Annotated in this window: 20 protein-coding genes and 1 tRNA gene; 10 read left to right on the top strand and 11 right to left on the bottom strand. The window is 73.5% G+C overall.

Going from position 1 to position 20,727, the window contains the following annotated elements; genetic code table 11:
- Positions 1-67 precede the first annotated feature (67 nt).
- Together ACFY4A_RS05450 and ACFY4A_RS05445 are read left to right on the top strand one after the other, a co-directional pair.
- On the top strand, positions 68-1,051 hold the full coding sequence (locus ACFY4A_RS05450; protein WP_390828072.1) for an aldo/keto reductase: 984 nt from the start codon (positions 68-70) through the stop codon (positions 1,049-1,051).
- Positions 1,048-3,459 carry a helix-hairpin-helix domain-containing protein gene (locus tag ACFY4A_RS05445; RefSeq protein ID WP_390828071.1) on the top strand — a complete coding sequence of 804 codons (2,412 nt, stop codon included), beginning with the start codon at positions 1,048-1,050 and terminating at the stop codon, positions 3,457-3,459. Before ACFY4A_RS05450 ends, ACFY4A_RS05445 begins: the two co-directional genes overlap by 4 nt.
- 83 nt (positions 3,460-3,542) lie before the next feature.
- On the opposite strand, the gene ACFY4A_RS05440 is transcribed toward ACFY4A_RS05445, so the two are convergent.
- Positions 3,543-4,280, bottom strand: coding sequence for a hypothetical protein (locus tag ACFY4A_RS05440; protein ID WP_390828070.1), 738 nt, complete (start codon positions 4,278-4,280; stop codon positions 3,543-3,545).
- A gap of 47 nt (positions 4,281-4,327) precedes the next feature.
- On the opposite strand from ACFY4A_RS05440, the gene ACFY4A_RS05435 reads away from it, so the two are divergent.
- Positions 4,328-4,516, top strand: a complete 189-nt coding sequence (locus tag ACFY4A_RS05435) for a DUF5703 family protein (RefSeq protein WP_030244084.1) — start codon at positions 4,328-4,330, stop codon at positions 4,514-4,516.
- Positions 4,517-4,588: 72 nt separating this feature from the next.
- Here ACFY4A_RS05435 and ACFY4A_RS05430 read toward each other — a convergent pair whose 3' ends face one another.
- The 3 genes from ACFY4A_RS05430 to ACFY4A_RS05420 all read right to left on the bottom strand — a co-directional run bounded on the left by ACFY4A_RS05430 (position 4,589) and on the right by ACFY4A_RS05420 (position 7,291).
- Positions 4,589-5,377 (bottom strand): chaplin family protein, encoded by a 789-nt coding sequence (locus ACFY4A_RS05430; RefSeq protein ID WP_390828069.1) that lies wholly within the window; start codon positions 5,375-5,377, stop codon positions 4,589-4,591.
- A gap of 186 nt (positions 5,378-5,563) precedes the next feature.
- Positions 5,564-5,797 (bottom strand): chaplin ChpH, encoded by a 234-nt coding sequence (gene chpH / locus ACFY4A_RS05425; protein WP_390828068.1) that lies wholly within the window; start codon positions 5,795-5,797, stop codon positions 5,564-5,566.
- Between the two features lie 168 nt (positions 5,798-5,965).
- Entirely contained in the window at positions 5,966-7,291 is a 1,326-nt protein-coding gene (locus ACFY4A_RS05420) for a M20/M25/M40 family metallo-hydrolase (protein ID WP_390828067.1), read from the bottom strand.
- Positions 7,292-7,497: 206 nt separating this feature from the next.
- Here ACFY4A_RS05420 and ACFY4A_RS05415 point away from each other — a divergent pair.
- Positions 7,498-7,584: transfer RNA gene (locus tag ACFY4A_RS05415), tRNA-Leu, on the top strand.
- A gap of 60 nt (positions 7,585-7,644) precedes the next feature.
- Here the strand turns inward: ACFY4A_RS05415 and ACFY4A_RS05410 are convergent.
- Both ACFY4A_RS05410 and ACFY4A_RS05405 read right to left on the bottom strand, forming a co-directional pair.
- Positions 7,645-8,937 (bottom strand): phosphoribosyltransferase family protein, encoded by a 1,293-nt coding sequence (locus ACFY4A_RS05410; RefSeq protein WP_390828066.1) that lies wholly within the window; start codon positions 8,935-8,937, stop codon positions 7,645-7,647.
- A gap of 12 nt (positions 8,938-8,949) precedes the next feature.
- Positions 8,950-9,261 (bottom strand): dsRBD fold-containing protein, encoded by a 312-nt coding sequence (locus ACFY4A_RS05405; protein ID WP_390828065.1) that lies wholly within the window; start codon positions 9,259-9,261, stop codon positions 8,950-8,952.
- Positions 9,262-9,437: 176 nt separating this feature from the next.
- On the opposite strand from ACFY4A_RS05405, the gene ACFY4A_RS05400 reads away from it, so the two are divergent.
- Entirely contained in the window at positions 9,438-9,815 is a 378-nt protein-coding gene (locus tag ACFY4A_RS05400) for a YchJ family protein (protein ID WP_390828064.1), read from the top strand.
- 12 nt (positions 9,816-9,827) lie between these two features.
- Here the strand turns inward: ACFY4A_RS05400 and ACFY4A_RS05395 are convergent, their stop codons facing one another.
- Complete coding sequence (locus tag ACFY4A_RS05395) at positions 9,828-10,532, bottom strand: FadR/GntR family transcriptional regulator (RefSeq protein ID WP_390828063.1); 705 nt, start codon at positions 10,530-10,532, stop codon at positions 9,828-9,830.
- Between the two features lie 142 nt (positions 10,533-10,674).
- On the opposite strand from ACFY4A_RS05395, the gene ACFY4A_RS05390 reads away from it, so the two are divergent.
- Both ACFY4A_RS05390 and ACFY4A_RS05385 read left to right on the top strand, forming a co-directional pair.
- Complete coding sequence (locus ACFY4A_RS05390) at positions 10,675-11,214, top strand: gluconokinase (RefSeq protein ID WP_390828263.1); 540 nt, start codon at positions 10,675-10,677, stop codon at positions 11,212-11,214.
- A gap of 79 nt (positions 11,215-11,293) precedes the next feature.
- Complete coding sequence (locus tag ACFY4A_RS05385) at positions 11,294-12,691, top strand: GntP family permease (protein ID WP_390828062.1); 1,398 nt, start codon at positions 11,294-11,296, stop codon at positions 12,689-12,691.
- A gap of 91 nt (positions 12,692-12,782) precedes the next feature.
- On the opposite strand, the gene ACFY4A_RS05380 is transcribed toward ACFY4A_RS05385, so the two are convergent.
- The 4 genes from ACFY4A_RS05380 to ACFY4A_RS05365 all read right to left on the bottom strand — a co-directional run bounded on the left by ACFY4A_RS05380 (position 12,783) and on the right by ACFY4A_RS05365 (position 16,785).
- Positions 12,783-13,409: a cytochrome b/b6 domain-containing protein gene (locus ACFY4A_RS05380; protein ID WP_390828061.1), complete on the bottom strand. Its 627-nt coding sequence runs from the start codon at positions 13,407-13,409 to the stop codon at positions 12,783-12,785.
- Positions 13,393-14,136, bottom strand: coding sequence for a molybdopterin-dependent oxidoreductase (locus ACFY4A_RS05375; protein ID WP_390828060.1), 744 nt, complete (start codon positions 14,134-14,136; stop codon positions 13,393-13,395). Before ACFY4A_RS05375 ends, ACFY4A_RS05380 begins: the two co-directional genes overlap by 17 nt.
- A 77-nt stretch (positions 14,137-14,213) precedes the next feature.
- Entirely contained in the window at positions 14,214-15,779 is a 1,566-nt protein-coding gene (locus ACFY4A_RS05370) for an APC family permease (protein ID WP_390828059.1), read from the bottom strand.
- A 55-nt stretch (positions 15,780-15,834) separates the two neighbouring features.
- A complete protein-coding gene (locus tag ACFY4A_RS05365) occupies positions 15,835-16,785 on the bottom strand; it encodes a hypothetical protein (RefSeq protein ID WP_390828058.1) in 951 nt (316 codons plus the stop codon).
- 437 nt (positions 16,786-17,222) lie between these two features.
- Between ACFY4A_RS05365 and ACFY4A_RS05360 the strand changes: the two genes are divergently transcribed.
- The 3 genes from ACFY4A_RS05360 (at position 17,223) to ACFY4A_RS05350 (ending at position 20,724) form a co-directional block, all read left to right on the top strand.
- Positions 17,223-18,131 (top strand): DMT family transporter, encoded by a 909-nt coding sequence (locus tag ACFY4A_RS05360; protein ID WP_390828057.1) that lies wholly within the window; start codon positions 17,223-17,225, stop codon positions 18,129-18,131.
- A 142-nt stretch (positions 18,132-18,273) separates the two neighbouring features.
- The gene (locus ACFY4A_RS05355; RefSeq protein ID WP_390828056.1) at positions 18,274-18,789 is read left to right on the top strand and encodes an NUDIX hydrolase; all 516 of its coding nucleotides are present in this window, start codon (positions 18,274-18,276) and stop codon (positions 18,787-18,789) included.
- A 912-nt stretch (positions 18,790-19,701) separates the two neighbouring features.
- On the top strand, positions 19,702-20,724 hold the full coding sequence (locus ACFY4A_RS05350) for a phosphotransferase family protein (RefSeq protein WP_390828055.1): 1,023 nt from the start codon (positions 19,702-19,704) through the stop codon (positions 20,722-20,724).
- Positions 20,725-20,727: the final 3 nt, after the last annotated feature.

The following is a 20,727-nucleotide window of genomic DNA, read 5'->3' as shown; positions in this document are numbered from 1 at the left end:
GGCGGGCGGAGACCGGGTTGTCCACAGGTCACCCACGTGCCAGCCGTGGCCAGTAATCTCGGCGACCATGGAGCAGAGGCATCTCGGCCGTACGGGCCTGCGCGTGTCCCGCATCGGCCTCGGCACCCTCACCTGGGGCCGGGACACCGACGAGCACGACGCCGCGGACATGCTGAAGGTGTTCTGGGAGGCGGGCGGCACCCTCGTGGACACGGCGGACGTGTACGGCGACGGACAGGCCGAGTACCTGCTCGGGCGGCTCATGGACGGCCTCGTGCCCCGCCGTGACCTGGTCCTCTCGACCAAGGCGGGCAGCGTGCCGGACCCGGACCGGCGCTTCGACGGCTCCCGCGGCCATCTGCTGGCCGCGCTGGACGCCTCCCTCGCCCGCCTCGGCACGGACTACGTCGACGTGTGGCACGTCCACGCCTTCGACCCGCACACGCCCCTGGAGGAGACCCTCCACGCCGTCGACCTCGCCGTCGGCAGCGGCCGGGTGCGCTACGCGGGTGTCTCCAACTTCTGCGGCTGGCAGCTGGCCAAGGCGGCGACCTGGCAGCTCGCGGCGCCCGGCGCCCGGACGCGGCTGGCCAGCACGCAGATGGAGTACTCGCTGCTGCAACGCGGCGTGGAGCGCGAGGTGCTGCCCGCCGCGCTGGACCTGGGCGTCGGCCTGCTGCCGTCCTCACCGCTGGGCCGCGGCGTGCTGACCGGCAAGTACCGCAACGGGACACCGCCGGACTCGCGGGGCGCCTCGGAGCACCTGGCGCCGTTCGTCGAGCCGTACCTGGACGACACCGCGGGCCGCATCGTGGACGCGGTGTCCACAGCGGCGGACGGGCTGGCGGTGACCCCGCTCCAGGTGGCCCTCGCCTGGGTCCGGGACCGGCCCGGCGTGGCGGCGCCGATCGTCGGCACCCGCAACGCGCAGCAGCTCACGGCGGTGCTGTCAGTGGAGGCGCTTAGTCTTCCCGACGAGATCTGCCGGGCGCTCGACGACGTGTCGGAGCCCGTGCACCGCTATCCCGATCACGACTGGAGCACGCTGTGAGCACGGAGCCGGAGACCACGGAACAGACCGGGCCTGGCACCCCGGACCCCGGGGCGGACAACGGCCTGCGCCACGACGGCCCTGTCGTGGAGGGCGGGACGTCGGGGGACGGCGCGCCGGAAGGCGGGGCGGCTGCGGAGGGCGACGCCTCGGAGGTCGGCCCGAGCGCGGGGGGCGGCGCGTCGGAAGCCGAGGGGACCGGAGAGGACGGCGCCTCCGAAGCCGGGACGGCCTCAGGTGAGGGCGTCACTCCCGGTGCGGGCGACGCCCCGGAGAGCGGCGCGCGCGACAGCGGCTCGGCGGACGACGGGCGGCCCAGTGCGGATGCGGACGACGCGGACTCGGACGGGGTCGAGCGGTCCGAGGCCGAGGCCGAGTTGGCGGCTCAGCGGGTCGAGCGGGCGCGGATCGAGCAGCGGAAGGCCGAGCGGAAGGGGCCGATCGAGAGCGGCGGCAAGCTCAGCGGCAAGGCGGCCGACCTGCTTGCCGCCGTGCGGGCCGTGGAGAGCGGTGAGAAGCCCGCGGCCACCGTCTTCGCCGAGTCCGAGCCCGCACCGCGCCGCCCCGCCCCCGAATCGGCACCGCGGCCGAGGACCGCAGCGCCCGAGGCCGGCACCGCGCCCGCCGCGCCGGCGCTGGAGACCGTCCAGGCGGTGCGCCGGGTGCTGGCCCGGGGCGGCGCCCCGGAGACGCTCGCCCCGCAGGTCGCCGCGGCCCTCGGCGAGGGCGCGGAGGAGCGGCTGCACGCCGACCCCTGGCAGTTGCTGCACGTCACCGGCGTACGGCCGGAGCAGGCCGACGGATTCGCGCGCGCCCTGCTCGGCGCGGAGTGCGGCCCGGACGACGAGCGTCGCGGCCGGGCCTTCACCGTGTGGCTGCTGGAGCAGGCCGCCCTCGCCGGGCACACGGCCCTGGAAGCCCCGGCCCTGACCGCCGCCCTGGCCCAGCGGGCGGTGCCCGACCCCGAAGCGGCCCTGCACGGCACGCTGGCGGAGGGCGAGGCCCTGGTGTTCCAGGACGCCCTGGAGGAAGCCCCGGCCACCGAGGAGGCGGACGAGGACGGCGGGCGCCCGGTCCGCGTCCTCGTCGGCCTGGAGCGGTACGCGCTCGCCGAGGAGAGTCTGGCCGACGGACTCGCCCGTCTGAACAACTCCGCGCCGAAGGAAGGCGGTTCGGCCTCGGACTGGGAGCGGGCCGCCGCGTCCGTCCAGGGCTCGGCCGCCGAGTTGCTCCGCGCCGTCGCGGGACACGGCCTGGTGCTGCACACCGGCGGGGAGGCGTCCCGTGTGGAGCCCGCGCGGCTGCTCGGTGAGGCGGGTCGTCTCGGGCTGCGCGCCTGGGCCGCCGCCCACAGCCCGCTCGGCCGGGACGGCTTCGGGCAGCTCCTCCGGCGGTCCCCGCAGGCGCAGGAGCCCTCAGAGGCGCCCGCGCCCGCCGTCGCCACGGTGGCCGGTCTGCTGTCCGGCGCCGAGGGCCCCGGCCGCGACGAGGACGGTTCGCTCGCGCTGGACCTCCTCGTCGTGCTCGACGCGCCCCAGCTGGACGTGGAGACGGCGGCCCTGCTGGTGGAGTCGCTGCCGGACGGGGCGAGGCTGGTGCTGGCCGGGGATCCGGCGGTGCTGTGGTCCGCGGGGCCGGGACGGGTGTTCGCGGATCTGCTGGCTGCGCGGGTGTGCCCGCAGATCGCCTCGCGCGTGCCGGACCCGGGCCCACTGGGCGAGCTGGTCTCCGGCATCGGCGCGGGCGAGCTGAACCAGGTGGCGGCGCCCGGCAAGGAGGTCGTGATCGTCCCGGTGCGGGACGCGGGCGAGGCCGTGCACCGCACCGTGCAGCTGGTCGCGGACTCGGTGCCGCGGGCGATCGGCGTCCCGGCCGAGCAGACCGTGGTGATCACCCCCGGTCACGGCGGCGCGGCCGGCACGCGTGCGCTGAACGCGGCGCTGAAGGCGCGGCTCAACCCGGGCCCCGGCCGCTTCGGCGGCTTCGACCCGGGCGACCGGATCGCCTACTCCCCCGCCCCGGGCCGTACGCTGCCCGGTCATGTGGTGAAGGCCGACGCCGAGGGGCTGCACCTGTCCTGCTCGGGCGACCACGTGGTGCTCCCGAAGGAGCGGGTGGAGACGCAACTGCGGCACGGGTGGGCGCTGACCGCGCACCAGGCCGTGGGCGGCCGGTGGCCCGCGGTGGTCGTCGTACTGCCCGGCGACGCGGCACAGGCGCTCAGCCGCCCATGGGTCTACACGGCGTTCAGCCGGGCCGACCGGCATCTGTCCGTGGTGCACGGCGTGGAGCACGCGCTGCCCCGAGCCGTGGCCGAGATCCCGGCCAAGCCCCGTACGACCCGTCTGCCCGCCCTGCTCCAGCCCCCGGCGCAGGACCCCCGGACACGGGAGGGGAGGGCCGGCTGACGTCCCGGAGCACACGCCTCAGCCACCACGGGCCCCCGGCGTGCGGACCGGGCGGACCGGCGAGTGCCGGTCCGCCCGCGGCCTCAGCGGTCGTTCGCGTCCAGCGGTTCCAGGTCCTCGTCGTCGAGCGGCGCGTTGAAGTCGTCCTCGTCGAGGTCGTCGTCCTCGTCCTCGTCCTCGTCCTCGTCGAGATCGTCGTCGTCCAGCTCGTCGTCCTCGTCGAAGACGGCGCTGACGTCGAAGCGGCAGACGACCCGCTCCGGGTCGACGTGCTCGAAGGGAGCGTTCAGCCAGTCGCCCGGGTCGGCGGGCTCGTCCGCGGCGGTGACCCACAGGGTGGAGTCGCCTTCCTCCAGGCCGAACTCCTTGTGCCGGGAGGCGATCTCGTCCGGTTCGAACTCGCCGAACAGAATGCCGATCGCCCCGTGCACCGTGCCGGAGGCGCCCTCGGCGGTGCCCAGGACGGCCTCGGAGTCCGCGGCCTCCACCCGCTGAGCCTGCGCCAGCAGCCGCTGCGGCTCGGCCACGGCGTAGTCGCGGCGGATCAGCACACTGATCGCGTTCGGCTCCTCGGGGCCCGTGTACGGCGGCAGCGAGTCGTCACCGGGGATCTCGAAGGGCGTGACCTCGTCGTAGCGGTCGTAGAGCAGTTCGTCGTACGCCTCCGCGGCCGCGGCCAGCTGGTTGAACGCCTCGTAGACGGCCGGGTCTTCGTCCCCCGACCTGCGTTCGACCGCGGCCAGGTGGCGGTCGAGCGCGGTCTTGACCGCCTCGGCGGCGGCGCGTACCTCGGCAGCGGTGGGCTGCGCAGCATCAGACATAGTGCAGACGCTATCCGTACCGGGCCCCAGACCGCACAATAGATGCGATGCCGGAATACGAATTTGTCGACGTGTACGTCCCGCGCGGGGTGTCCCGCAAGGAGACGGCACGTCTGCTGACGGACCACGCCGAGTACGGACACTGGGAGTTGTACCGTCTGAGCCTGCTGCGCGACGGCAGCCGCAGGGTGCGGTTGCGCCGGCGGATCATCCGCCAGGTGCGCGCCACGTGGTGAGCTGAGGCGGCCCGGGCCACAGCGGACCCCGCAGACGCGGGGCCCGCTCTGTCATGCGCATCCGTTTTCGGGCTACCTGGTGGAGGCCCGGGCCCTGCGGTACAGCACGGCACCCGCGAGCAGCGCGCCCGCGCCCACCGGCAGGACGGCGCCCATCGGCAGTTCGCTGCCGGTCTGGGCGAGCTGTGCCCGGCTGGGGGCGGCGACGGACTGCGCGTCCGGCTGGTTCACCCGCGTCGAGCCACCGGGGGTGTCGCTGCCACCACCGGTGGAGGGTGGCGTGGCCGGGGTGCCAGGAGTCCCAGGTGTGCCTGGCTGACCGGGGGTGCCGGGGTGGCCAGGCGTACCCGGGTGACCGGGCGTCCCGGGGTTCCCCGGTGTGCCGGGCGGGACGTCCCGGTCGTCGCCCGGAGGCGTGGTGCGGCTCCCACCGCCGTTGCCGCAGCGGTTGCCCGTGGCCGGGTTGGCCACGCCGATCACGTCGACGCTGTTGCCGCAGACGTTGACGGGCACGTGGACCGGCACCTGGACGTGGTTGCCGGAGCCGACGCCGGACGAGCCGCTGGTGCGCCCCTCGGCGTGGGAGCCGCCGTTGTTCCCGGACGCACTGCTGCCGCCACCGTGCTGGGCGCAGGTGTTGCCGGCCGCGGGGTTGAGCAGCCCGACGACGTCGATCGTGTTGCCGCAGACGTTCACCGGCACGTGCACCGGCACCTGCACCGTGTTGCCGGACAGCACGCCCGGTGAGCCGGACGCGGCTCCGGACGCGCCCGCGTCGGCGTGGGCGTAGCCGCTCGCCGCGGCGATCACGCCGGTGGCTGCGGCCACCGTCATCAGGCCCTTGCGGGTGACCTGTCGCATTTTGCTGAATCCCTGCCTTCGACCTTCTCGAACCTTCCGGAACGCGCGGTCGCACCCGTCGGAATTCCGCCGTCGCGACCGCGCCGATGAACCGGTCGGCCCCGGAGCGCATGGCGGGCGCTCCGGGGCCGACGGGACCCCCCACGGAGTCGTTGGAGTCAGACCCTCACGGGGCGGGGCACAACATCAGTGGTTGGCGCAGGTGTTGCCGACGGCGGGGTTCAGCAGCCCGATCACCGAGATCGTGTTGCCGCACACGTTCACCGGCACATGAACGGGCACCTGGATGACGTTGCCGGAAACGACGCCCGGGGACTGCACGGCAGCGCCCTGGGCTCCCGAGTCGGCGGCGGCCATCCCAGCGCCCGCGAGAACCAGTCCACCGGTGGCGACCGCGGCAGCGACGACCTTCTTGATCATTGTTCCTCCTCGTTGGCAAATGCGATCTCATGTTGCTGATCGCATCACCTGTAACGAGGAGGGACTAATCGGGATACGAGCTTATGGTCGCATTCACTCGTCCCGGTCATTCCCGCACGCGCGGTCGATTACCGAGGTCAAGCCGGTGATGACGGATCCGGACGGATCTCAGGACGCGTCGATGAACCGGTCGAGGACGCGCACCCCGAACCTCAGGCCGTCCACCGGCACCCGCTCGTCCACGCCGTGGAACATGCCCGCGAAGTCCAGCTCCGGCGGCAGCTTCAGCGGCGCGAACCCGAAGCCCCGGATGCCCAGGTCGTCGAAGGACTTGGCGTCGGTGCCGCCGGAGAGCATGTACGGGATGGCCTTCGCGGCCGGGTCCTCGGCCAGCAGCGCGGACTGCATCGCCTCCACCAGGGCCCCGTCGAAGGTGGTCTCGACGGCCTTGTCGGCGTGCACGTCCTCGCGCTTGATCTTCGGCCCCAGGATCCGGTCCAGGTCGGCGAGGAACTCCTCCTCGAAGCCGGGCAGGAACCGCCCGTCGACGTGCGCGGTGGCCTCGCCCGGGATGACGTTGACCTTGTAACCGGCGCCCAGCTGCGTGGGGTTGGCGGTGTTGCTCAGGGTCGCGCCGATGAGCTTGGCGATGCCGCCGAGCTTCGCGATCGTGCCGTCCATGTCCTCCGGGTCGAGCTTGGTGCCGAGCGCGTCGCCCAGCTCGTCCAGGAAGGCGCGGGTGGTCTTGGTCACGCGCACCGGGAACCTGTGCCGCCCGAGCCGGGCGACGGCCTCCGAGAGCTCGGTGATCGCGTTGTCCCGGTGGATCATCGAGCCGTGCCCCGCGGTGCCGGCCACGGTCAGCTTCATCCAGTGCATGCCCTTCTCGGCCGTCTGGATCAGGTACAGCCGCCGCTGTTCGCTGACGGTGAAGGAGAACCCGCCGACCTCGCTGATCGCCTCGGTGACCCCCTCGAACAGGTCCGGGTGGTTGTCCACCAGGTACCGGGCGCCGTACGTGCCGCCCGCCTCCTCGTCGGCGAGGAAGGCGAGCACGATGTCCCGCGGGGGCCTGCGTCCGCTGCGCAGCCGGTCGCGCACGACTGCCAGCGTCATCGCGTCCATGTCCTTCATGTCGACCGCGCCGCGGCCCCACACGCACCCGTCCGCGACCTCGCCGGAGAAGGGGTGGTGGGTCCAGTCGTCGGCGTTGGCCGGTACGACGTCGGTGTGGCCGTGGATCAGCAGCGCGGGCCGGGAGGGGTCCTCGCCCTCGATGCGGGCCACCGTCGAGGCCCGGCCCGGGTGCGACTCGAAGATCTTCGGCTCCAGCCCCACCTCGGCGAGCTTCTCGGCGACGTACTCGGCCGCCCTGCGCTCACCCGGTCCCGAGTGGTCGCCGTAATTGCTGGTGTCGATCTGGATCAGCTCACGGCAGAGGTCCACGACCTCGTCCTCGCCGGTGACGCCCCTGGCCGTGCCCGTCTCGCTCACGCTGCTTCCTCCCGCTGTGTGCTGGTGGCCACCCCGTGTGCCGGTGGTCCACTCATCCTCCCCCTCCCCCGCCCCGGCCCCAAGAGAGCCTCCGGCCCCGGCCCGCCCCCGCGCGGCCCCGGGGCGGGCCGGGGGGATCGGGCCTGCCCGAAAGCCTGGTAATGTTTGCCTCGTCGCCGCGGGAAGGCCCGCGCGACACACACCCCGTCCGGGTGGCGGAATGGCAGACGCGCTAGCTTGAGGTGCTAGTGCCCGTATAGGGCGTGGGGGTTCAAGTCCCCCCTCGGACACCATCGGGAAACGGTGTCGACCGGTATCGGTCGGCACCGTTTCCGCGTTCGCGCCGCGCGGGGCTACACGTGCGCCGCCGCCATGTGGTCCGTGAACCAGTCCCGGGCCAGGTCGGTCACCGTCTCCAGGGCACCGGGCTCCTCGAAGAGATGGGTGGCGTCGGGGACGACGGCGAGGTGGCTCTCGCAGCGCAGAAGGGACTGCGCCCGGCGGTTGAGGTCGAGGACGACGGTGTCGGCGCCGCCGACGATGAGCAGGGTGGGAGCGGTCACGGCCGGCAGGCGCGGTCCGGCGAGGTCGGGCCGGCCGCCGCGGGAGACCACGGCGGCTATGTGCGCGCCGGGTTCCGCCGCGGCCCAGAGCGCGGCGGCCGCGCCGGTGCTGGCGCCGAAGTAGCCGACCGCCAGCCGCTCGGCGCCGGGCCGGCCGCGCAGCCAGCCGGTGGCGCCGGTGAGCCGGTCTGCCAGCAGCGTGGTGTCGAACACGTTGGCCCGGTCCTGCGCCTCCTCCTCGGTGAGCAGGTCGAACAGGAGGGTGCCGAGGCCGGCCCGGTTCAGGCCCTCGGCGACGAACCGGTTCCGCGGGCTGTGCCGTCCGCTGCCGCTGCCGTGTGCGAAGACCACGATGCCGACGGCGTCGGGGGGCACGGTCAGGTGGCCGCCGAGCCGCACGGCGCCGGCCGCCACCTCCACCTCGCGGTCGAAGGGGTACCTGTGGAGGCGGCCCGCCGTCCGGCGGAGGCAGGCGACGACGTCCTCGTCGTCGAGTTGGGCGAAGTCGGCGTAGAACTGGCCGACCGCGAAGAAGTCCGGCGGGGTGGCCAGGCACACGAGCTCGTCGGCCTCGCCGCCGAGCCGGTGCGTCCAGTCCGGCGGTGCGACGGGGACCGCCAGCACGGTACGCGCGGCCCCGCGGGCGCGTACCGTCCGGCAGGCCGCCCGCGCGGTCGAGCCGGTGGCCACGCCGTCGTCGACGACCACGACGGTCCGGCCCGCGACCGCGACCGGTGGCCGTTCGCCCCGGTAGCGCGCGGCACGCCGCTCGAGCTCGCCGCGTTCGCGCTCCTCGACGCGCGCGAGTTCCCCGGGGGTGACACGTGCCTGGCGCAGCACGTCCTCGCCCAGTACGCGTACGCCGTCCTCACCGATCGCTCCCATGCCCAGTTCCGGGTGGGAGGGCACTCCGAGTTTCCGTACCAGGCACACGTCCAGCGGTGCGCCGAGGGCCTCCGCGACGACCTCGGCCACGGGGACGCCGCCCCGGGGCAGGCCGAGCACCACGACGTCCTGGCCGGTGAGGTGTTCCAGGCGGGCGGCCAGCCGCCGTCCCGCGTCGAGACGGTCCGTGAAGAGCACTGTCCGGCTCCCTCACTCCCTGGGTGCCCAAAGGGGGACGGGAGGCGTCGCCTCGGGCGCCCCCACCGCGTCGATGTCGCCCGCGGCGGCGCGCAGCAGCTCGCGGCCGAGTGCGATCAGCGCGCGGCCGGCCGCGAGTTCGTCGCCGATCTCGGGCACCGCCCTGTCGTACGGATTGCGGCGGGCCTCCGCCCGGGTCTCCAGGACGTTGTCGCCGGTGTCCAGGACGATCCGGGCGGTGGTGTCCGGGTCGTGTTCGGACAGGTACAGACTGAGCCGCCACTCCTTGACGGACGGAAGCCGGCTGCCGACGGGTCGAGTCATCGTCCGTGTCTCCTCAACTCCGGTGGGAGGCAAGGCCACACTGTCGAGGCGACGAGCGACCCGGCGTGGCCTCCGTCTTCCACTGTGCCTCCGTCGCGCGCGTGCCGCACGGGCGCGACGGGGGAAGGGGGCACACCGGGGGCGGGCGGGTGCGCCGGCGCGGGCAGAATGGGGGCATGACCACGCGTTCCTGCCCGTGCGGGCTGCCCGAGCCGTACGAGAGCTGCTGCGGCCGCTACCACGGTGGTGCCGCCGCGGCGCCGACCGCCCAGGCGCTGATGCGGTCGCGGTACTGCGCCTTCGTGCGGCGGGACGCGGGGTATCTGCTGCGGACCTGGCACCCGCGGACCCGGCCGGCGCGGCTCGACCTCGATCCCGGGATGCGCTGGACGGGGCTGGAGATCCTCGGGGCGACGGACGGTTCGGCCTTCCACAGCACCGGGACGGTGACGTTCCGTGCGTCCTACCGCGGCGGCTCGCTGCTCGAGCGCAGCCGGTTCGAGCGGGTCGACGGGGCGTGGGTGTACGTGGACGGGGACTTCCCCGAGCAGTGAGGACGCGCCGGGCTACGGCGCCAGGACGTCCAGTTCCTGGAGGGCGCCGACGGTGATCTCGCGGGTCAGGCGCTCGGCGCGGTCAGCGTCGCGGGCCCGGACGGCCTCGGCGAGCTGGACGTGGAGGGTGACGGCGGCGGGGTCGGGCTCCTCGAACATGACGTCGTGCTGGGTGCGGCCCGCCAGGACCTCGGCGACCACGTCGCCGAGGCGCGCGAACATCTCGTTGCCGGAGGCGCTGAGGATCACGCGGTGGAAGGCGACGTCGTGGACCAGGTACGCCTGAAGCCGGTGGTGACCGCGCGAGTTGGCCACCATGCCCAGGGCGCACTCGGTGAGCTCGGCGCACTGCGCGGGGGTGGCGAGCCGGGCGGCCAGGCCCGCGGCGACCGGTTCGACGGCGGAGCGCAGCACGGTCAGCGACCGCAGCTGCCGGGGCCGGTCGGCGCCGGCCAGGCGCCAGCGGATGACCTGCGGATCGTAGACGTTCCACTCGGTCTGGGGGAGCACGGTCACGCCGACGCGGCGGCGCGAGGCGACCAGGTGCATGGACTCCAGGACGCGGACGGCCTCGCGCATCACGGAGCGTGACACGTCGAAGCGCTGTGCCAGTTCGTCGGTGCGCAGCACGCTGCCCGGCGGATACTCGCCCGCGGTGATGGCGGGGCCGAGGGTGTCCAGTACGCGGCCGTGCAGCCCTCGGCCCGGTGTGCTCATGCACTCAGCGTACGGGGCGGATCACGAACTCAAAAAGTCAGACTTATATGTCACAAACTCTTGAATTAGTCGTACCTATGGGTTTCAGTGTGGCGGACGCCGGATGTCGGCGTCCCATGTCGAGGAAGACAGCGAGGCAGTGATGCGCACCCCCCACGTCGTCGTGGTGATGGGCGTCGCCGGCACGGGCAAGACCACGATCGGTCCCCTGCTCGCCGCCCGGCTCGGCGTCCCGTACGCCGAGGGCGACGACTTCCACCCACAGGCCAACATCGCCAAGATGACGGCCGGGATCCCGCTCGGCGACGAGGACCGGTGGCCGTGGCTCGACGCCATCGGCGCCTGGGCCCACGGGCGGGCGGGGCTGGGTGGGGTGGTGAGCAGCTCGGCGCTGAAGCGGTCGTACCGCGACCGCCTGCGGGCCGCGGCTCCCGGCGTCGTCTTCGTGCACCTGACGGGCGACCGGAAGCTCATCGAGGACCGAATGGCGCACCGCCGGGGTCACTTCATGCCGACGGCGCTGCTGGACTCCCAGTTCGCCACGCTGGAGCCGCTCCAGCGGGACGAACGGGGCGTCGCGGTCGACGTCTCCGGGTCGCCCGAGGAGATCACCGCACGCGCGGTGGCCGCGCTGGAATGCCTCGACAGCCCCACGCAGTCATCCGAGGCGCAGCGGCGCTGAGCGCCGGCGCCTCTCCCCCATCCTCGCCGACTGCGGCACACCTCTGCCCACCGTCCCTCTTCACCTGCAAGGGAACACCGTGACCAGACTCAGCGTCGAGATGCTGGCAGCGGACGCGCCCCCGCCGATCACCTCGGCCGGCCACGCTCAGCTCGGCATCGCCGTCCTCGTCGGCATCGCCGTCATCGTCCTGCTCATCACCCGGTTCAAGCTGCACGCCTTCCTGTCGCTGACCATCGGATCGCTGGTGCTCGGCGCGGTCGCCGGGGCACCGCTCGACAAGGCGATCGCCAGCTTCACCACGGGCCTGGGCTCCACCGTCGCCGGCGTGGGCGTGCTGATCGCCCTCGGCGCGATCCTCGGCAAGCTGCTCGCCGACTCCGGCGGCGCCGACCAGGTCGTCGACACGATCCTGGCGAAGGCCAGGGGCCGGGCGATGCCGTGGGCGATGGTGCTGATCGCCTCCGTGATCGGTCTGCCGCTGTTCTTCGAGGTCGGCATCGTGCTGCTGATCCCGGTCGTGCTGATGGTGGCCAAGCGCGGCAACTACTCCCTGATGCGCATCGGCGTGCCGGCGCTGGCCGGTCTGTCCGTGATGCACGGTCTGATCCCGCCGCACCCCGGCCCGCTGGTCGCCATCGACGCGGTCAAGGCCAACCTGGGCGTGACGCTGGCGCTCGGCATCCTCGTCGCCATACCCACGGTGATCATCGCCGGTCCGCTGTTCGCCAAGGTCGCGGCCCGCTGGGTGGACGTCCCCGTGCCGGACCGGATGCTGCCCCAGCGCCCGTCGGAGGAGCTTCAGCGGCGTCCGAGCTTCGGCGCCACGCTGGCCACGGTGCTGCTCCCGGTGGTGCTGATGCTGGCCAAGGCCCTGGTCGACATCGTCGTGGACGACCCGGCGAACATGACCCAGCGTGTCTTCGACGTCATCGGCTCCCCGCTGATCGCGCTGCTCGCCGCCGTGCTCGTCGGTGTCTTCACGCTGGGCATGCCGGCCGGTTTCAGCAAGGAGCGGATCTCCTCGACCGTCGAGAAGGGCCTCATGCCCATCGCCGGCATCCTGCTGATCGTGGGCGCGGGCGGCGGCTTCAAGCAGACGCTGATCGACGCCGGAGTGGGCCAGATGGTCCTGGACATCTCCAAGGACTGGTCGATCCCCGCGCTGCTGCTGGCCTGGCTGATCGCGGTGGCGATCCGGCTCGCGACCGGTTCGGCGACCGTGGCGACCATCTCGGCGGCCGGTCTGGTCGCCCCGCTCGCGGCCGACATGTCGACCACGCACGCCGCTCTGCTGGTGCTGGCCATCGGCGCCGGTTCGCTGTTCTTCAGCCATGTCAACGACGCCGGGTTCTGGCTGGTGAAGGAGTACTTCGGGCTGAGCGTCGGCCAGACGATCAAGAGCTGGTCGGTCATGGAGACGATCATCTCGGTGGTGGCGGGCGCCCTGGTCCTGCTGTTGTCCCTGGTGATCTAGGGGTACGCCGTCGCGGGGGGGCCGGGCGGGCCCCCCCCCCCCCCCCCCCCCCCCCCCCCCGCCGCGTCCGTACGTGCGTGTGCCGCTTGCCCTACGGGCGCCACAGCGGGTGTTGCTCGGTCGCCCACTCGCGGGTCACCAGGCCGGTGCGCAGACCGCGGCGGGCCTCCGGGTCGCCGAGTGCCATGCCGATGTGGCCGGCCAGGACGACGCCGATGGTCAGGGCGAGCCAGTCGTGGACGAAGGTCGCGCTGGTGCGCCAGGCCACCGGGGTGAGGTGGGTGAACCACATCATCAGACCCGTGCCGAGCATGACCAGGCCGGCGCCGGCGATCCAGGCGGCGTAGATCTTCTGGCCGGCGTTGAACTTTCCGGCCGGGCGGGAGGCGGGCCGGCGGTCGCGGCGTAGTACGGCGCGCAGCCAGACCCGGTCGTGCCGGCCGAAGCGGTTGAGGAAGCGCAGATCGGCGCGGAATGCGCGGGAGGCCAGGCCCAGCAGCACCGGTACAGGCAGGGCGAGGCCCGCGCACTCGTGGACGCGGACGACCAGTTCGCGCCGGCCGACCAGTTCGGCGAGCTGGGGGATGTACAGGAAGGCCGCCGTCACCACGCACAGGCCCATGAGCGCGGCCGTGGTCCGGTGCACCCACCGCTCGGCCCGGGTGAAGCGGCGGACACGGGTGCCGGGCGGGGCCGGGGTGTCAGCCCGTAGGGACATCGCTGCGTCCGTTCGAGCGGCCGACCCAGGCGTCGACGTCGTAGCCGAGGTTCTCCCAGTAGCCGGGCTCGACGCGGTCGGTGACGGTGATGCCGGAGAGCCACTTGGCCGACTTGTAGAAGTACATGGGGGCCACGTACAGGCGGACCGGCCCGCCGTGCGCGTAGGCCAGGTCCTTGTCCTGCATGCGCAGCGCGACCAGCACGTCGGGGCGGCGAGCCTGGGCGAGGGTGAGGCTCTCGGTGTAGGTGCCGTCGAAGCAGGTGAAGCGGACGGCTCTGGCGCCCGCCCGCACTCCGGCCGCGTCGAGCAGCCGGGAGAGCCGTACGCCCTCGAAGGGTGTGCCGGGCACCCGCCAGCCGGTGACGCACTGGACGTCGCGGACCAGGCGGGTCCGGGGCAGGGCCCTGAGGTCGGCCAGCGTGTAGGTGGCGGGGTGGTCGACGAGGCCGTCGACGGTGAGACGGTAGTTCGTGGCGTCCTTGTGCGGGACGGACGCGGCGACCGAGTAGTAGCGGAAGCCGCCGCCGTTCGGCAGCAGGCCGGTCAGACCGGTGGGGTCCTTGCCGGACACCGCGCCGAGCAGGCCCTCCATGCCGCGTTGCAGCGTGGGCGCGGTGGCCACGCCGAGGGCGCCGAGGCCGAGGGTGGCGAGGAAGATGCGGCGGCCCATGGGGCGGCCCTCCTCCTCGGGCCGCCCCTCCTCCTTCGGGAGTTCGGGGTTCACGTCTTCATTCGAGCACCCGCGACCCGGGCCGGGCCAGGGGTCGCGGGTGCTCGTCAGACTTCCGTCATCGTTCGTGCTTACGGCCTGGCCTCGGCGGTCTCCCCCGCCTCGGCGGCCTTCTCCAGCTGGAAGGCCTCGTTGCCCAGCCCGATGCGGGCGTGTGCCTCCGGCCGGCGGGAGCGCAGTACGGCGCCCTGGACCAGGCCGACGACGAGGGCCAGGCCGATGATGCCGGGCAGCACCCGGCTCAGGGCCGAGCCGGGGCCGGCGCCGACGAGGACGTCGAAGTCCTTGACGGTGTAGGTGGCGATCACCAGCAGAGCCAGGACGGCCACGGCGGAGGTGACCAGCCGCCAGGCCTGCGCGGCCGCCGCGCCGCGCCGCACGAAGAAGACGATCACCGACACGCCGGCCGCCGCCATCAGCACGATCACGCCCAGCGCGCCGAGGTTGCCGAACCAGGTGAACAGGTGCAGCACGGGCGCGGTCGGGTCGCCGGTCGGCTTGTCGTCGGTGACGGCGAAGGCGATCACGATGACGAGCGAGACGATCGTCTGCGAGAGGGACCCGGTCGCGGGCGCGCCGCTGGAGCTGGACGTGCGCCCGAAGGCGGCCGGCAGCAGGCCCTCGCGGCCCATGGCGAAGGCGTACCGGGCGACGACGTTGTGGAAGCTCAGCATGGCCGCGAACATGCCGGTGAAGAACAGGACGTGCAGGACGTCGGTGAAGGTGCCGCCGAGCCGCGACTCGGTCAGGGTGAACAGCAGCCCGGCGCTCTCCTTCTGCGCCGTGCCGATGATCGCCGAGGGACCGGTGGCGACGGTGAGGGCCCAGCTGCTGATCGCGAAGAAGACGGCGACGCCCGCGACCGCGAGGAACATCACGCGCGGGACCAGGACGTGCGGGCGGCTGGTCTCCTCGGCGTACACCGGGGCCTGCTCGAAGCCGAGGAAGGCCGCGATGCAGAAGCACAGCGCGGTGCCGATGCCGGCGCCGGCGAGCGTGTCCGGGTTGAAGGCGTGCAGGGACAGGCCCTCCTCGGCGGGGTCGGCGATCGCCGCCACATCGAAGATCACGACGAGTACGACCTCGATGGCCAGCAGCACACCGAGCACGCGCGCGTTGACGTCGATCTTCAGCCAGCCGAGCACACCGACGACGGCCGCCGCCGCGAGCGCGGGTATCCACCAGGCGACCGTGACGTCGGCGTAGGTCGCGAACAGGTTGGACACCTCGAAGCCGAAGATCCCGTAGATGCCGGCCTGGAGCGCGTTGTAGGCGACGAGGGCGACGAGCGCCGCGCCGGCGCCCGCCGTGCCGCCCAGGCCTCGGGAGATGTAGGCGTAGAAGGCGCCCGCGTTGTGGACGTGGCGGCTCATCTCGGCGTACCCGAAGCTGAAGAGGATCAGCACGGTGCCGAGAACCACGAAGAGCAGCGGCTGCCCGACGATCCCCATCACCGCGAATGTGGTGGGCATGACACCCGCGACCACCATGAGCGGGGCGGTCGCGGCGAGCACGGAGAGCAGCAGACCCCCCGTGCCGAGGCGGTCGGCACGCAGGGCGCGCTCCTGCCCCTTGAAGGTGCTGATGCCGCCGCCGTCGGCGGTGGTTCTGCTCGTGCTCGAACTGCCCGTCGTCATCGGGGGTTCGTCCTTTCAGGCGTCGGGGTCGTGGTGCGTACGGGGTTGCGGGGCACTACACCGCACCGAGCGCGCCGGCGCGCGCGATGCGGAAGGCGGTGTACGGATCTCGGTCGGGGTACGCCCACGGCGACTGGGTGGGATGGTCGCCGATGCGGTGGAACAGCGCGGCGGCCTCGGCACCCCGGCCCTCGCAGTGCTTGGCGTGGGCGAGGAAGTTCAGATCCACCAGGCGGCGGGGATGGCCCTCCTGCTCCCACTCCAGCCACCAGTCGAAGGCGGCCTTCATCACCTGGCGGGCCCGGCGGCCCGTCCAGTGCCCGGAGGCGGCCGGGTCGGCCTGCGCCTGGCCGGCGCCGGCCAGAACGCGGTAGCGCTCGGCGTGCGCGACGACCGGGAGCATCGCGAGCGGTGAATCGGCGGGCGCCTGCTCGGCGGCCCAGTTGGCGAAGTCGTAGACCTCGTGCAGCGGGTCCGGACCGGCGTCGGCGCGCCGCTCGGCCAGCTGGGCGACCATCAGGTGGTGGGCGTGGTGGTGGTCCGGATGGCGGTGGCGGACCTTGTCGAAGAGGCGGACCACCTCCTCCTCGTCGCCCAGGCCCCGCTCCAGCAGGAGCAGGCCGAGCCACGGCGTGGGGTCGACGGGTGCGAGCTCGGCCGCCGCCCGGCAGGCCTCGCGGGCCCGGTCGGGCTTCTCCCTGCCGCACAGGGCACCCTTTACCAGGGACATGCCGAGCAGGACGGAGGCGTCGGCGGACTCGGGCTCGGCGAGCAGCCAGTCACGGGTCCAGGCCGCGGTGTGGGACTCCTCCGCGAGGACGGTGACGCGGTGTCCGCGGCGGTCCCAGTCGTCCTTGGTGCGCACGAGCAGCGAGCGCACCGCCTGCCACCGCCCCTGCGCCAACGCCGCGCGCGCCTCGCGGAGTTCGGTGTCGTCGAGTGCGGTGTCGAAGGCCTGGGCGGCTCGCTTGCGGCCGCGTCCGAGGGGAGGCGGGGGTGGGGACACCGCGGAACTTCCTCACGCGCTCTTTGTTCGTGGCCCGGTGCGCCCCGGGAGCGGCCCCCCGTTCGGTTCACCGGCCTCGGCTTGCTCGTCGGTCATCGGCTTGCCATCGGCTGATCACGGACAGCAAACCCTCAGCCAATACGCTCCGTCAAGGGTCAGCCGCGCGTTACACGCGTCAACTGCCCTTGCGCAGGCGGTACTTGTGAAGACGTCCGGTCGCCGGACCGTGCGTCGGCCCGTCTGGCGGGAGGGTCACTCCTGTGGCGTACGCCATGGCGCGGCGGTGACCCGGGTTCCACCGCGGCCCAGGGCCGCGCCATCGCCCCCGACCGCGGGGTGTCGTGACCGGGCCGACCGCCCGGGACAGGGTCATCCCGGCAGCGGGCCGGGCCCCGGGACGCTACAGTCGGCCACTACGCACCCCGTGGCCCGGCCGGATGATCGAGGTACGCAGCGTGTCGGTTCTGGTTGTGATTCTCGCCGTGAGCGCCGCCTGCTGCCTGGGCTTCGGTTTCGTGCTCCAGCAGAACGCGGCCCAGCGGGCACCGCTCAGCGACTTCCTCTCGCCCCGGCTGCTGCTGGACCTGATGAAGGTGCCGCGCTGGCTGAGCGGTCTGGGACTGATGATCGGCGGCATGGTGCTGGGCGCCTTCGCCCTGGGCCGCGGCGAGATCTCATTGGTGGAACCGCTGCTGGCCACGAACCTGCTGTTCGCCCTCGCCCTGTCCCGACGGCAGACCAGGCAGCCACTGGGTGGCCAGGGCTGGACGGGGCTCGCCCTGCTGGCCGGTGGCGTGACCGCGTTCATCGTGGCGGGCCGGCCACGTGGCGGCAGCGCCGTCACCGACCCGCTGCGGCACTGGCTGATCATCGGGGTGATGGTGGGCGTGGCCCTGCTGCTGACGGCCTACGCCAAACGCTCCCGGCTGAGCTGGGGACCGGTCCTGCTGGCGGTGGCCGCCGGGCTGCTCTACGGCGTGCAGGACGCGCTGACCCGGGTGAGCGGGCAGCGGTTCTCGGCGGGCGGCTGGACGGAGCTGTTCACCGGCTGGCAGCCGTACGGACTGCTGGTGATCGGTGTCACCGGGCTGATCCTGGTGCAGAGCGCGTTCGAGACGGCGCCGCTGCGCATGTCCCTGCCGGCCCTGACCGCGGCCGAGCCGCTGGCCGGGATCGCCTGCGGGGTGGGCTTCCTCGGCGACCGGCTGCGCACCGATACCGGGGCGCTGGCCTGGGAGGCGTCGGGCCTCACGGCGATCGTGACGGGCATCGTCCTGCTCGGCCTGCACCCGGCGATGCCGTGCGGGGCGGTGCCCGAGCGGAAGCGCGACCTGCAACCACGCTGAGCCGGGCCGGGCCCGCGGCCGCGTGCCACGGGGGCGGTGAGGGCGCCCGCCGCGCTGGCGGCCTGCTTGGACGGCGGCCTGCTTGGACGGCGGCCTGCTTGGATGGCGGCCTGCTTGGACGGTGGCCTGCTTGGATGGCGGTATGAGCGCTGCAGACGAGATCCTCGACATCGTCGACGAGCACGACCGGGTCGTCGGGCGGTCCCCGCGCGGCGAGGCGTACGCCAAGGGGCTGCGCCACCGCTGCGTCTTCGTCCAGGCCCGGGACGCGGAGGGCCGCCTCTTCGTCCACCGGCGCACCTCCACCAAGCTGGTCTTCCCCTCCCTCCACGACATGTTCGTCGGCGGGGTGGTCGGCGCGGGCGAGGCCTACGACGACGCGGCCCTGCGCGAGGCCGAGGAGGAACTGGGGGTGACGGGGCTGCCCCGGCCCGAGTACCTCTTCAAGTTCCTCTACGACGACGGCGCCGGCCGCACCTGGTGGTCGGCGGTCTACCAGGTCCGCTGCGACCTGCCGGTACGACCGCAGGCCGAGGAGGTCGCCTGGCACGACTTCCTGCCGGAGGACGAGGTGGAACGCCGCCTGACCGAGTGGCAGTGGGTACCGGACGGCCTGGCCGCCTACGAGCACCTGAAGGCACATCGGTCACCGGGGTGAACCGGTCCTGGCGTACCGCGTGGCGGCACCCCGCGCGTCGCCGCGGGGAGCCGCCGTATCCCGTGGCGGCGTGGCAGCATCGCGGCCCACACGGCCGCACGGGGGGATGGCCGCGTGGCCGCAAGGCGGGGACGGCAGCATGGCCGCACGGCGGGGATGGCAGCATGGCCGCACGGCGGGGATGGCAGCGTTGCGGGTCGGCAGGGAGGGCGGCTTGGCGGCCAGGCAGCGTGGGCGCACGGCCGCATCGCGGCATCACCGCGCGACAGCGTGGCCGCCCGGCAGCGGCGGCTGTGCCGCACGGGGCACCGCGGCGCAGCATCACAGCGCGGCGGCGCAGCATCAGGGCCCGGCGGCCCGGCGGCCCGGCGGCCCGGCAGTGTGGCCGCACGACGGCCCGGTAGCCCGGCGACCCGGCAGCCCGGCGACCCGGCGGCATCGCGCCACCGCGCCACCGCGGCCCGGCAGTGTGGCCGCACGGCGACACGGCAGCCCGGCGACCCGGCAGCCCGGCGCCATCGCGCCACCGCGGCCCGGCAGTGTGTGGCCGCACGGCGACACGGCGGCAGGCAATGCGGCCGCACGGCGACACGGCGGGCAGCAGCGTCACAGCGCGGCGGCATGACCGGCACGGCGACATCGCTGCACGGCGGCCCCTTGGACCGGCGACATCACGGCACGGCGGCATGGCGGCCCGGCAGCATGGCCGCACGGCGGCCCGGCAGCGTGGCCGCCCGGCGGCCCGGCAGCGAGGCACGGCAGCATCATCGCGCGGCAGCGTGGCCGCACGGCGGGATCGCCGCGTGACGGGATCGCCGCGTGGCGGCCGTCGTCTTCCCTTTGCGCACTGGACGGCATACCGACCGGTCGGCATCATGAGGGAGACCTGTTCGCCTGTCCCGAGGAGCGACGATGAGCCCCGACCACCCGCCCGGACTCGATCTCGACCGGCTGCGCGGACTGCTCGACCGGGAGCGGCCCGGTCTGGTGCAGGGCCCGCTGACCGGCCGGCTGATCGAGGGCGGACGGTCGAACCTCACGTACGCGGTCTCGGACGGCACCTCGCGGTGGGTCGTGCGGCGCCCCCCGCTGGGCCACGTCCTGGCCACCGCGCACGACATGGGGCGCGAGCACCGGGTGATCAGCGCCCTGCACCCGACGGACGTGCCGGTGCCGCGCCCGGTGCTGCTGTGCGAGGACGAGGACGTGCTCGGCGCGCCGTTCTACGTCATGGAGTTCGTCGAGGGCACCCCGTACCGCACCGCGCGGCAGCTCGCCCCGCTGGGCGAGGAGCGCACCCGCGGCGCCGTACTGTCCCTGGTGGACACCCTCGTAGAGCTGCACGCGGCGGCTCCGGCCGAGGTGGGCCTGGCCGACTTCGGCCGCCCCGAGGGCTTCCTGGACCGGCAGCTGCGGCGTTGGGGCAAGCAGCTGGCGGCCTCCCGCAACCGCGAACTCGCCGGCGTCGACGAATTGCACGCGGCGCTCGGTCGCGCGCTGCCCGTCTCCCCCGCCCCGGCCGTCGTGCACGGCGACTACCGCCTCGACAACGTGCTGCTCGGCCCGGACGACCGGATCACGGCGGTCCTCGACTGGGAGATGTCCACGCTCGGCGACCCGCTGACCGACCTGGGCCTGCTGGTGATGTACAGCACGCCGCTGGGCATGCCCGACTCGCCGGTGTCCACCACCGCCGAGGCTCCGGGGCACCCGTCCGCGGCGGAGCTCGTCGAGCGGTACGCCGAACGCTCGGGGCGCGACGTCTCGGCCGTCTCCTGGTACACGGCGTTCGCCTGGTTCAAGCTCGCCGTGATCCTGGAGGGCATCCACTACCGGTACACGCTCGGCCGGACGGTCGGGCGCGGCTTCGACCGGATCGGCGACCTCGTCCCCGTCTTCATCGATCACGGACTGACCACTCTTCAGGAAGGCTGACCG

Source organism: Streptomyces sp. NPDC001292 (assembly GCF_042896465.1).
GTDB lineage: Bacteria > Actinomycetota > Actinomycetes > Streptomycetales > Streptomycetaceae > Streptomyces.
Note: the sequence above shows the minus strand (reverse complement) of the source record. Positions and strands in the feature narration are given on the sequence as shown.